Annotated in this window: 9 protein-coding genes and 2 rRNA genes; 5 read left to right on the top strand and 6 right to left on the bottom strand. The window is 69.5% G+C overall.

What is annotated here, in order from left to right:
- Positions 1-68: 68 nt before the first annotated feature.
- Positions 69-767 carry an alternative oxidase gene (locus tag ABT294_RS11315; RefSeq protein WP_350805181.1) on the top strand — a complete coding sequence of 233 codons (699 nt, stop codon included), beginning with the start codon at positions 69-71 and terminating at the stop codon, positions 765-767.
- Positions 768-776: 9 nt separating this feature from the next.
- Here the strand turns inward: ABT294_RS11315 and ABT294_RS11310 are convergent, their stop codons facing one another.
- Positions 777-2,228 (bottom strand): MFS transporter, encoded by a 1,452-nt coding sequence (locus ABT294_RS11310; RefSeq protein ID WP_350805180.1) that lies wholly within the window; start codon positions 2,226-2,228, stop codon positions 777-779.
- A 55-nt stretch (positions 2,229-2,283) separates the two neighbouring features.
- Between ABT294_RS11310 and ABT294_RS11305 the strand changes: the two genes are divergently transcribed.
- The 3 genes from ABT294_RS11305 to ABT294_RS11295 all read left to right on the top strand — a co-directional run bounded on the left by ABT294_RS11305 (position 2,284) and on the right by ABT294_RS11295 (position 6,301).
- Positions 2,284-2,985, top strand: a complete 702-nt coding sequence (locus tag ABT294_RS11305) for a TetR/AcrR family transcriptional regulator (RefSeq protein ID WP_350805179.1) — start codon at positions 2,284-2,286, stop codon at positions 2,983-2,985.
- A 13-nt stretch (positions 2,986-2,998) separates the two neighbouring features.
- Complete coding sequence (locus tag ABT294_RS11300; protein WP_350805178.1) at positions 2,999-4,615, top strand: AMP-binding protein; 1,617 nt, start codon at positions 2,999-3,001, stop codon at positions 4,613-4,615.
- Between the two features lie 69 nt (positions 4,616-4,684).
- Positions 4,685-6,301, top strand: a complete 1,617-nt coding sequence (locus ABT294_RS11295) for a PucR family transcriptional regulator (protein ID WP_350805177.1) — start codon at positions 4,685-4,687, stop codon at positions 6,299-6,301.
- Between the two features lie 7 nt (positions 6,302-6,308).
- Here ABT294_RS11295 and trpS read toward each other — a convergent pair whose 3' ends face one another.
- Complete coding sequence (trpS, locus tag ABT294_RS11290; protein ID WP_350805176.1) at positions 6,309-7,271, bottom strand: tryptophan--tRNA ligase; 963 nt, start codon at positions 7,269-7,271, stop codon at positions 6,309-6,311.
- 335 nt (positions 7,272-7,606) lie between these two features.
- On the opposite strand from trpS, the gene ABT294_RS11285 reads away from it, so the two are divergent.
- Positions 7,607-9,079: a phosphodiester glycosidase family protein gene (locus tag ABT294_RS11285; protein ID WP_350805175.1), complete on the top strand. Its 1,473-nt coding sequence runs from the start codon at positions 7,607-7,609 to the stop codon at positions 9,077-9,079.
- A 247-nt stretch (positions 9,080-9,326) separates the two neighbouring features.
- On the opposite strand, the gene ABT294_RS11280 is transcribed toward ABT294_RS11285, so the two are convergent.
- The 4 genes from ABT294_RS11280 to ABT294_RS11265 form a co-directional block, all read right to left on the bottom strand.
- On the bottom strand, positions 9,327-11,057 hold the full coding sequence (locus tag ABT294_RS11280; protein WP_350805174.1) for a DUF885 family protein: 1,731 nt from the start codon (positions 11,055-11,057) through the stop codon (positions 9,327-9,329).
- A 176-nt stretch (positions 11,058-11,233) separates the two neighbouring features.
- The gene (locus ABT294_RS11275) at positions 11,234-11,377 is read right to left on the bottom strand and encodes a hypothetical protein (RefSeq protein ID WP_350805173.1); all 144 of its coding nucleotides are present in this window, start codon (positions 11,375-11,377) and stop codon (positions 11,234-11,236) included.
- 108 nt (positions 11,378-11,485) lie between these two features.
- Positions 11,486-11,602 (bottom strand): 5S ribosomal RNA (gene rrf / locus ABT294_RS11270).
- 140 nt (positions 11,603-11,742) lie between these two features.
- Positions 11,743-11,832, bottom strand: a 23S ribosomal RNA gene (locus tag ABT294_RS11265); the annotation flags it as partial.

Below are 11,832 nucleotides of genomic sequence, written 5' to 3'. Positions count from 1 at the left end.
CGACGACCGCGACAGGGCCGGTCCCGCACTATCAGGACATCGCCACCGATGACCTGAGGAGACCGGACATGACCGTCAGCACCATCCACCGCCCCGAGGCCCCCAGCGGCCCGCCCAAGCTCGACCGCGACCAGCTCCGCCGGGCCCAGCAGGACACGCTGGACACCCCGCGGATGAACTACAGCCTGCTGTCCAGGATGATGTTCAAGCCCGTGGACGTGCTCTACGGGCGGCAGGGCTCCTTCACCAAGTTCGCCATGCTGGAGATCATCGCCCGCGTCCCGTACCAGGCGTGGGAGCGGATGGGCTACTGGGCCGTGCACCGCCACGCCGGGCGGTCGGCCCTGGCGCGCAGGGTCTTCGAGCGCATCGTGGAGGCCCGCGCCGACCAGGACAACGAGCAGTGGCACCTGCTGATCATGCAGGACCTCGTCCAGCGCCACGGGCTCAAGCAGAACTGGCTGCTGCACAGGGCCGCGCCGTGGCTGATCGCGTTCTTCTACTACCACGTCTCCTGGGTGCTGTTCCTGGTCAGGCCCGACTGGAGCTACCGGCTCAACGCCGAGTTCGAGGACCACGCGGAGCACGAGTACATGACGTTCGTCGCCGACAACCCCGACCTGGAGTTCGTCCCGGACCCCGGCACGTACGCCGCCGAGTACGGCCGCTACCGCTCGGTGGCCGACCTGCTCAGGCAGATCGGCCACGACGAGCGGGTGCACAAGCTCGACAGCCTGCGGAGCATGCGCGAGCCGCGCGTCCGCTAGCCCCGTGCACTACACCTCGACCGGCTCGGGGGCGACGGCGGGAGCGGCCGGGCGCAGCACCAGCACCGCGAGCAGCGCGGCGGCCACGCAGAACCCGGCGCCCAGCCACGAGCCGACGTGCATCGCCTGGGTGAACGCCTCACGGGCGGGCGCGCCGAAGCCGAGCTTGATCGCCTCGCCGATCGAGCCTGTGGCCGCCTCGGGCACCCCGGCGGGCATGGACGAGGTGAACACCCCCGCCAGCACGCTGCCCAGGACGGCGATGCTCATCGCCATGCCGACCTGCTGGACGGTGTCGTTCATGGCCGAGCCGACGCCGGCGTGCTCCATCGGGATCGCGCCCATCAGCGAGGCGTACGCCGAGGGCCCCGCCAGCCCGCCGCCCACTCCCATGATGACGAGGGAGATCAGCAGCGGCAGGTATCCGGTCGTCGTCGCCATCACCACGAAGCCGCCCGCCATCACCAGCAGCCCCGCCCCGACCAGGGTGCGGTTGCTCACCTTCTGCCCGAGCGCGGCGCCGAGCCCGTTGAAGACGGCCGCCGCCACCGCGTACGGCAGCAGCGCGAGGCCGGCCTGCATCGCCCCGTAGCCCAGCACGAACTGCAGGTACTGCGTCAGCATCAGCATCACGGCGCCCGCGCCGAACGACATCAGCAGGATCGAGAACGACGCTCCGCTGAAGTTGCGGTTCCTGAACAGTTCGAGCGGGAGCATCGGATGCTCCGAGCGCCGCTCCCAGATCACGAACGCGGCCAGGGCGACGACGGCCACGCCGATGCCGGCAACGTTCCACTCGCGCTCGATGATGACGTAGACGGCGGAGGTCAGGCCCACGATCGACAGGACCACGCCGACCGGGTCGATCTTGCGTTCGCTCCCACCGCGGGTCTCCGGCATCAGGACCACGGCGGCGAGGATCGCGATCGCCGCGATCGGGATGTTCAGCAGGAACACCGAGCCCCACCAGTAGTGGTCGAGCAGGAAGCCGCCCAGCGTGGGGCCCGCGATCACGCCGACCATGGCGACCGCGCTCCAGACCGCCATGGCCTTGCGCCGCTCGGCCTCGTCGAAGACGGTCATCAGGATGGACAGGGTCGAGGGCATCAGAATCGACCCGCCGACGCCCATCAGCGCCCGCGCCCCGATCACCTGCCATGGCTCGGACGCCAGCACGGCCAGCAGCGACGCGCCGCCGAAGAACGCCAGGCCGATGATCAGGAACCGCTTGCGCCCGAACCTGTCGGACAGGCTGCCCGCCGTCAGCAGCAGCCCGGCGAAGACGAGCACGTAGGCGTCCAGGATCCACTGGATGTCGGACGGCGTCGCGCCCAGGTTCCGGATCAGGGACGGGATGGCCAGATTGAGGATCGTGTTGTCGATGGCCACCACGAGAAGCGAGAGACAGAGGACGACGAGAATCCACCAACGGCGGGGGTCTCGTACAGTGTTCGATTCCACTCGCACACTGTACGACGAAACTCGTACAGCGTGCGAGTGCATTTATCCTGGGGGTGTGACCGGCAAGCAGTTCTCCTCCGTCTGGCTCCGCGAGCCCCGCAAGGCCACCAGCCCTGGCCGCAGCCGCGAAGAGATCGTCAGCGCCGCATTGGAGCTGCTCGACTCCGAGGGCCTCAGCGGGCTGAGCATGCGCAAGCTCGGCGCCAAGCTCGACGCGGGCGCCACCAGCCTCTACTGGTACGTGGCCAACAAGGATGAGCTGCTGGAACTGGCCTACGACGAGGTCTTCGGCGAGATGATCGTCCCCGCCCCCGAGACGGTGGGCTGGCGCGACGCCGCGTCCGCCGTGGCCTACAGCATGCGCCAGGTGATCCTGCGCCATCCGTGGACCGCCGACCTCATCGGCCGTCTCGCCGCCCTCGGGCCCAACGCGCTCAGGGTCACCGACCAGATGCGCCGGAGCTTCAGCCTGGCCGGGTTCGAAGGGATCGAGATCGACTACGCCAACGCCACGCTCACCGCGTACGTGTTCGGGATGACGATCCCGGAGGTCGCATGGAACAACTCGGTCGCCCAGGGCCAGATCGACGAGTCCTCCCTGCGCGAGTCCGTTGAGCGGCTCGTCGCCGACTACCCCGACCTCAGGGAGCGCGTCACGGCGAGCGCGTACCAGGATCCGCAGGCCGTACGCGCGATGTGCTTCGACTTCGGGCTGGTCTCGGTGCTCGACGGTCTTGAGGCGCGGCTGGTGAGGTAGCAGGATCCTGGGCATGAGTGATTTCCGCGCCGCCCGCGACTTCCTGCTCCGAGCCGACTACGCCACCGCCCGCGAGGAGTTCCGCTGGCCCGAGCCCGCCGAGTTCAACTGGGCGCTCGACTGGTTCGACGGGGTGCTCGCCGCCGAGACCCCCGACGCCGTCGCGCTGAAGATCGTCGGAAGGGTCTCCTACACCTTCGCCGAGCTGTCCGCCCGCTCCAACCAGGTCGCGAACTGGCTGCACGAGCAGGGCGTCCGGCGCGGCGACCGGATCCTGCTCATGCTGGGCAACCAGCCCGAGCTGTGGGAGGCGCTGCTCGCGGCGATGAAGCTGGGCGCCGTCGTGATCCCGGCCACGACCCTGCTGACGGCCAAGGACATCGCCGAGCGGATCGAGCGGGGCGGGGTCGCGCACGTGATCGCGAACGCCGCCGACGCGGGCAGGTTCGGCGAGGGCGAGTACACCAGGATCGCGGTCGGTGACGCGTTCGGCTGGCTGCCGTACCACGACTCCGGTCAGGCCCGCGCGAGCTTCACCCCCGACGGCCCGACACGGGCCGGCGACACACTGCTGCTCTACTTCACCTCGGGGACGACGTCCCAGCCCAAGCTGGTCGAGCACACCCACGCCTCCTACCCGATCGGGCACCTGTCGACGATGTACTGGATCGGTCTGCGGCCTGGCGACGTGCACCTCAACGTGTCCTCCCCCGGCTGGGCCAAGCACGCGTGGAGCAACGTGTTCGCGCCGTGGAACGCGGGAGCGACCGTGCTGGTCCACGACTACCAGCGCTTCTCGGCCACCGCGCTGCTGGAGGTGCTCCGCGACGAGCGGGTCAGCACGTTCTGCGCACCGCCGACCGTGTGGCGGATGCTCATCCAGGAGGACCTGTCGGCGTGGAAGCTGCCGTTGCGGACGGCCGTCGCCGCGGGCGAGCCGCTCAACCCGGAGATCATCGACCAGGTCGCCAAGGCGTGGGGCCTGACGATCCGCGACGGCTACGGCCAGACCGAGACCACCGCCCAGGTCGGCAACGTCCCCGGCCAGCCGGTCAGGCCGGGCTCGATGGGACGGCCGCTGCCCGGGTACGACGTCGTCCTGCTCGATCCGGTCACCGGCGAGCCCGGCGAGGACGGGGAGATCTGCCTGCCGCTGGACAACCGCCCCATGGGCCTCATGTCCGGATATATCGGTGGATCTAGTGAAGCGATGAGGGATGGGTACTACCACACCGGCGACGTCGCCAGCCGCGACGAGGACGGCTACATCACCTATGTCGGCAGGACCGACGACGTCTTCAAGGCCAGCGACTACCGCATCTCGCCGTTCGAGCTGGAGAGCGTGCTCCTGGAGCACGAGGCCGTGGCCGAGGCGGCCGTGGTGCCCGCCGACGACCCGGTGCGACTGGCCGTCCCGAAGGCGTTCGTGACGCTCGCCCCCGGGTTCGAGCCCGACGAGACCACGGCCCGGTCGATCTTCGAGCACTCCCGGCGGGAGCTGGCGCCGTACAAGCGGGTGCGGCGACTGGAGTTCGGCGAGCTGCCGAAGACGATCTCCGGGAAGATCCGGCGGGTGGAGCTCCGGGAGCAGGCTCCGGTCCGCGAATTTCGCGAAGAGGGCCTCAGGTAGTACTTTCCATCATCAATGTGTAAATGCTTGGATTGCCACTCTTACAGGCTGATTGGATAGGCTCTGCCCGTGCTCCCCACCATCGCCGACGTCCTCGCTCTGGAAACCGTGCGCCGGGGCAACCCGCGCGTGGTCGCGGGCGCCGACCGGCTCGACTCCAGGGTGCGGTGGGTGCACGTCGGCGAGATCGCCGACATCGCCCAGCTGCTGCGCGGCGGCGAGCTGGTGCTCACCACGGGCGTGGCCCTGCCGGAGGACCCGGAGAAGCTGGCCGACTACATCGCCGAGCTGTCGTCCGTCGGCGCCTCGGGGCTGATCGTCGAGCTCGGCCGCAGGTTCGTCCGCGAGCTGCCGCGCGCCGTGGTCAAGTCGGCGGAGGAGCACGGGCTGCCGGTGATCGTGCTGGCCCGCGAGACCCCGTTCGTGCAGATCACCGAGTCGGTGCGCGCCCGGATCATCGACATCCAGCTGGAGGAGCTGCGGGCCTCCGAGCAGTTGCACGAGGTGTTCACCGAGTTGTCCGTCGAGGGCGCCTCGCCCGCCGAGGTGCTCGCCCAGGTGGCCCGGCTGTCGAGCCGTCCGGTGTTGCTGGAGAACCTGGCTCACCAGGTGCTGGCGTGCGAGTCGGCCGGGCGCGACACGGGCGCGCTGCTGGCCGGGTGGGAGACCAGGTCGCGGGCGGTCGCGCCGTCCGAACGCACCGCGTACGACCCGGCCTCGGGCTGGCTGGTCACCACGGTCGGCGCCCGCGGCCAGGACTGGGGCAGGCTGATCCTGATCTGCGACGTGTCGCCGACGCCGCGCGACCTGGTGCTGGCCGAGCGCGCCGCCACCACGCTCGCCCTGGGACGCCTCCTCGAACGCCACCAGGAGTCGCTGGAACGGCAGGCGCACGGCACGATCATCACCGGCATCCTCACCCACGCCTACGCCGACCCCGACGAGGCCGCCGCCCGCGCCAGGGCGGTGGGCGTCCCGCTCACCGGGCGCAAGCTGATCAGCGTCGTCATCCGCCCGACCGACCCGATCGACCAGGCCCTCGACGGGCAGGCGCAGCTCGGCGAGCTGGCCGAGGCGACCGCCGCCGCCTGCCGCGACGCCCGGCTGCCCGCCCTGGTGGGCGCCCTCGACCAGGACCGGGTCGGCGTCCTGCTGCCGCTCCCGCCGCGTACCGGCGCGGAACCCGCGCTGGCCGCGCTCGCCGAGCGGCTGCGCATGCTGTGGAAGGCGGGCTCGGCGTTCGTGCTCGCGGCGGGCTCGGTGGTGGAGTCCATCAAGGACGTACGGCGCAGCTTCCTCGAAGCCGAGCAGGTCGCCGACGTCGCGGTGCGCCAGCCCGACGGCCGGGCCTTCTACCGGCTGCCCGACCTGCGCCTGCGCGGCCTGCTGCACCTGCTGCGCGACGACGCCAGGCTGCAGACGTTCGCCGAGCGCGAGCTTGGGGCGTTGCTCGCGCACGACGCGCAACGGGGCGGCGACCTAACCCGCATTCTGCGGATATATCTCGACGCGGGGCGGAACAAGGCGGTCGCCGCGCAGAAAGCCCACCTGTCCCGCCCCGCCTTCTACGACCGGCTCCGCCGCCTGGAGCGCATCCTCGACACCGACCTGGACGACGTCGAGTCCTGCCTGTCCCTGCACGTGGCGCTGCTGGCCCTGGAGTCCTTCCGCCGCGACACCCGATAGCCGCTCGCTAGAACCCCATCGCCGCCCTCACCTCGTCCAGTGTGCGGACCGCCCGCTCACGGGCCCGCACGTTGCCCTCACGCAGCACCATCCGGACGTCGTCGGCCGTGTGCTCCTGCCGGCGCTTCCTGATCGGCCGCAGGAACTCGTTGACCGCCTCCGTCACCAGCCGCTTGAGCGAGGCGGCGCCGCCGTCCCCGATCTCGTCGGCGACATCCTGCGGTGAGCGCTTCAGGCAGAGCCCCGCCAGCGTCAGCAGGTTGGCCACCTCCGGCCGGTTCTCCGGGTCGAACGTGATGAGCCGATCGGAGTCGGTGCGCGCCTTGCGGATCAGGGCGGCCGTCTCGTCCTCGGTGGCCGACAGCGTGATCGCGTTGCCGCGGCTCTTGCTCATCTTGTCGCCGTCGAGCCCCTTGAGCAGGGGCTGCTCGCCCATCATGGCCTCCGGCAGCGGAAAGACCTCGGCGTAGCGCTCGTTGAAGCGCCGCGCGACCAGCCGGGTCACCTCCACGTGCGGGAGCTGGTCCTTGCCGACCGGCACCAGCGTGCCCTTGCAGAACAGGATGTCGGCCGCCTGGTGCACCGGGTAGGTGAACATCAGCCCGCTGACCGCCTGCTGCGAGCTGTGCGCGATCTCGTCCTTGACCGTGGGGTTGCGGCCCAGCTCCGCCACCGACACCAGGCTCAGGAACGGCAGCAGCAGCTGGTTGAGCTCGGGGATCGCGCTGTGCTGGAAGATCGTCACCTTCGCCGGGTCGAGCCCGACCGCCAGGTAGTCGAGGAGCAGCTGGGTGATGTTGCTCTGGATCTCACCGGGAAGGTCGCGGTCGGTGATCACCTGGTAGTCGGCGACCAGCACGTACATCGGATGGACGTCCTGCAGCCGGACGCGGTTGGCCAGGGTGCCGAAGTAGTGGCCCAGGTGGAGCGGCCCGGTCGGGCGGTCTCCGGTGAGCACCATGGGTTTCATGGGTTCCTCCCTCAGATCGCGGACGTCCTGAGGGGGCCACGCGCCGGGGCCGCCCTGAGGACGGCCCGTGCATGCGAATCAGCGGCCGTCTGTCGGCCGCCACCACATGCAGATGCGTGTCATGTCCCCATAATAGCCGCAAGCCGCACAGGACCCAGATGCTGTGCGGCTTGCGGTTGTTCGAACCGTAACCCCGTGGCGACTCTTCGCGCAGGCAGTTCACCCTTCGCGGATGTCAATCTCGTAACCACCCCAACCCTTTGGCGTGTTTCGCCGCCTCCGAGAACAAGATCAAGCCAGGATGGAGCGGATCATTACCGCCCTCTGGAGTTGTCATGTCTCGACGCACCCTCGCTGTCGGCCTGTCCATGGCCGCAGCCCTAACGGCCACGGCCGTGCCTGCCAGCGCCGACCAGCTTTCGGTGAATTTCCCGTCGGGCAGATTCCCGCTCGGCGCGCGTGAAGCCCCGACCAAGACGCAGACCAGCGTCACGCAAGGCATCGACTTGTACGACGTGAAGGCCGGAAGCGCCACCGACGGCTACACGGTCAGCGTCCTGATGCCGAGCGGACGCGACTACGGCATGCGTTCGACCGCCGAGGCCAAGGTCGCCGAGGTCGAGGCCGCCGGAGAGACGGCGACGTTGCAGGAGTTCGTGCGTCCCGCCGTCGCCGACGCGCCGGTGCAGGTCGTCTACATGGTGCGGGTCGGCACGTGGTCGCTGAAGGAGAAGGACAAGGCCGCCGAGACCGTCAAGAAGCTCAAGGACGCCGGCATCAAGTCCAAGGTCGACTACCTCGGCGACGACGGCCTGAAGACCAGCGGCCCCTGGGACGCCAAGGTCGTCATGATCGACGCGAGGACGTTCCGCGGCTCGTACGCCGCCACCCTCGGCACCAGCGTCGCCAAGCGCGAGACCGTCTCGGCCATGGCCAAGGACAGGAACGCGGTCGTGGCCGTCAACGGCGGCTTCTTCAACATCCACACCGCCAAGAACCTGCGCGGCGAGCCGGTCGGCCTGTCGGTGGTGGGAGGCAAGCTGCTCAGCGACGCCGTTCCCGGCCGCTCCGCCGTCGTCCTCAAGGGACGTACCGCGCACATCACCGAGATCACGTCCACCGTCACCGCGATCTCCCAGGACGGCGGCAAGCTGGTGGTCAACGGCGTCAACCGCGCCGCCGCCACCGACGAGCTGGTCCTCTACACCGAGGAGTACGGCGCCAAGACCCCTGCCGACGGCGGCTCGGACGTCGTGCTCGACGCCAAGGGCAAGATCACCGCCGTGCGCGCGCCCGGCGCGGCGATCGCGGCGGGCACCCGCGTCCTGCACGGCTCGGGCACCGCTGCCGACTGGCTCAGCGAGCACGCCCAGGAGGGCGGGACGGTCCAGGTCGACACCAAGCTCAAGGACCTCCGCACCCACAAGAGCATCAAGCTCACCCCCGACCTGAGCATCATCGCCGGCAGCGTCGGGCTCGTCCGCAACGGCCACGTCACGATCACCGCCAAGCGCGACGGCCAGGACTCGGTCAACATGATCCTCCGCCGCCACCCCCGCACCCTGCTGGGCACCACCAAGAACGGCAGCCTCATCCTGGCCACCATCGACGGCCGCCAGCCCGGCGTCACCATCGGCGCCAACTTCACCGAGGCGGCCCAGTTCATGCGCTGGCTCGGCGCCACCCAGGCCATCAACCTCGACGGCGGCGGGTCCAGCGCCATGGTCGTGAACAACAAGCTCGTCAACCGCCCCTCGGACGGCGTCGAGCGCGGTGTCGGCGACGCCCTCGTGGTGCTGCCCAAGTAACCTCCGTCACTTCGTCAGGGACGGCGGGTGCCGCAGGGGGGCTCAGGCCCGGCACCCACGTCCCTGGTCGGGACGGCCCCAGGACCACTGGGACGGACCCAGGAATCGCCGGGACGGCCCTAGGATCGCCGGGGCGATGCCAGGACCGCTTGGGATGGCCCCAGGGATCGCTGAGGCGGTGCCAAAGAGCGCTGGGGCGTCCCAGGAACCGGGAGAGGGCGCGCGGCCGAGCGCCGGCGCGGGCCGGTCACCCTGCGGCGCCGCCCGTGGAGTCCGCCTCCAGCGCGTCACCGAGCCGGTCCGCCTGGTCGAGATGATCGCGGGCGCCGAGCACCTCCCAGCGCTGCAACGCGATCGGGACGTTGCCCTCCAGCCAGAGCCGGTCATGGAAGCCCATCAGGTCGAAGCCGTCCTGGCGGGAACAGGCCGCGAGCAGGTCGAGGATCTGCAGCTTCCCGACCTGGTAACTGAGCCCCTGCCCGGGGTTGCCCGAGAAGAACACCGCCTCCTCCCACGCCGTCTCCCGGTCCATCGGCACCGCCCGCGCCAGGTGGTCAGCCGCCTCGTCCAGGGTGAGCTCGCCCAGGGCCAGCGCCACGTCCACCTCCACCCGGAGCGCGCGCAACCGCATCGCGTTGGCGACGAACACCTGACTGACCGGGACGTCGTCGAACAGCCCCGACTGCAGCGCCATCTCCTCGTGGTAAAAGGCGATTCCCTCGTTGGCCGCCGAGTCGTAGTAGTGGCGGCGCAGCGGGTTCGGGTGCCGCCAGGACAGCGCCAGTTGCTGGGCGTGCACCCCCTCGTGCGCGATCCCGGTACGCGGGTCGTACGCCTCGGCGAGCTGGAAGTACGGCAGGTCGGCGTGCGGTTCGCGGACGTACCGGAGCGCGTCGTCGTCCACCCTGGACGGCGACCCCGCGTAGTGCTCCACACCGAGCCAGGTGAGCGGCGCCAGGTACGGCGGCATGGCCGCGAACCGGTAGTGACGCAGGGTCTCAGGCTGGCTGAGCAGGCCCCGCTCGACATAGAACCGGCGGACGTCCAGCTCGGCGGCCCGCTCCTTGGCGATCCACCGCTCCCTGTCCGGCGGGAGAGACGGCGGCGGGACGTCACTATGGCGGTGCCGCAGCACCGTCTCGGACGCGATCGCCCTGTCCCACTCCTGACGCCCCATGTCCCGCAGCCGCGCCGCCGGATAGGGCAGCAGCGCCACACGATGTAGGAAGAAGCCGAACGCCTCGGCGCCGACCGCCGTCTCGTCTCCGAAGGACGGCAACCCCTCCTCCAGCCACGCCCGATACCCGGCCAGCGCGGCGACCGCCTGATCGACCAGCCGACCCATCGCACCATCGGCCGCCTGATCGACCAGCCGGCCCATCGCGTCATCGGCCGCCGGATCGACCAGCTTGCCTATCGCACCATCGTCCGTCGGAAGGAACGGCAGGAGCGCCGTCATCGCCTCCCGCAGCCGGTCGCCCGCCGTCGCGAGCAGGGTGAGCGCGGACCGCGCGAACGGCGCCGCAGCATGCCCGTCGAGGTTCAGCCGCCCCTGCTCCAGCACCACGGGAACCCGCCCGAGATGCCGGACGACCGCCTCGGCCCGCTCCCCGTCGATCGGCGGCGGGACGAGCAGCAGGTTGTAGATCGGCACCAGCGCTTGGTCGAGGTAGAAGCAGGGATTGCGCTGCCACGAACGCAACAGGTCGAGCTCCCAGTGCACCCGGGCCAGGGCCGACCCGAGCAACCGCCCGTCCACCTGAACCTCGACCGGCTCATCCGACAGGTCCAGCTTGCGATACTCGGCCACGAACGCGGCCGCCTGCTCGCGCCGAGCGGCGACCGCGTCCCCCGACCAGTCCGCCACCCACCCGGCGGGCCGCTCCACACGCGTGATGTCATCGGACGAATCCTGCACAGTGGCCAGCCGCCAACGCCAGAACTCGGCTGCCAGGTCCCGCATCGCATCTGCCGTCATGCCCGCCAGCATATGGATCACCCCCTGCCCCGAGCACCCAGGGGCCATGAAGGGTCCATGACAAAGAAGAAGGACGGGAAGAGCGCTCGCCTCCTTCAGACCGCCGAAAGAAGGGAGGCCCCGCAAGCGGGCCCCGCCCTCTCCACACCCGCAGAAGACGAACCCCAGATCAACACCTACAGCAAGCGGAAACCACACAAAGACAAGAGGGCTTCCACCACCAGAAAGAACAACCAGAGAAGACCACCGGAAAGAACCGGCACCCCTTCAACACCAGAACCAGCAACACCCGGAACCAGCAGCACCGGAACCAGCAGCAACCCATCTCACGCAACACGCAAGATCAGAAGACTTCAGCGCACAAAAACGGAAAGGGCGGGAAGAGAACCCTCCAACAGGGGTCCTCTTCCCGCCCTCACCTAACAATTGTCCGGCGGTGACCTACTCTCCCACACCCTCCCGAGTGCAGTACCATCGGCGCTGGGAAGCTTAACTTCCGGGTTCGGAATGTAACCGGGTGTTTCCTTCCCGCCATAACCGCCGTAACCCTCCGAAACACACAAACACAGGGTTTGCTGTCTCAGAATTGCCTAGTGGACGCGAGCAAAACACACACAATCAGCGCAGCGCAGCCCCAAACTCTCAGGGGCGCAGCACACACCAACCACGCGTGTGCGATTGCTTTGTGGTCAAGTCCTCGGCCTATTAGTACCGGTCAGCTCCACACGTTACCATGCTTCCACCTCCGGCCTATCAACCCGGTCGTCTACCGGGA

Origin of the sequence: Nonomuraea sp. NPDC000554 (assembly GCF_040300065.1) — a bacterium.
GTDB lineage: Bacteria > Actinomycetota > Actinomycetes > Streptosporangiales > Streptosporangiaceae > Nonomuraea.
This window is presented reverse-complemented; position numbering and strand designations above follow the sequence as displayed.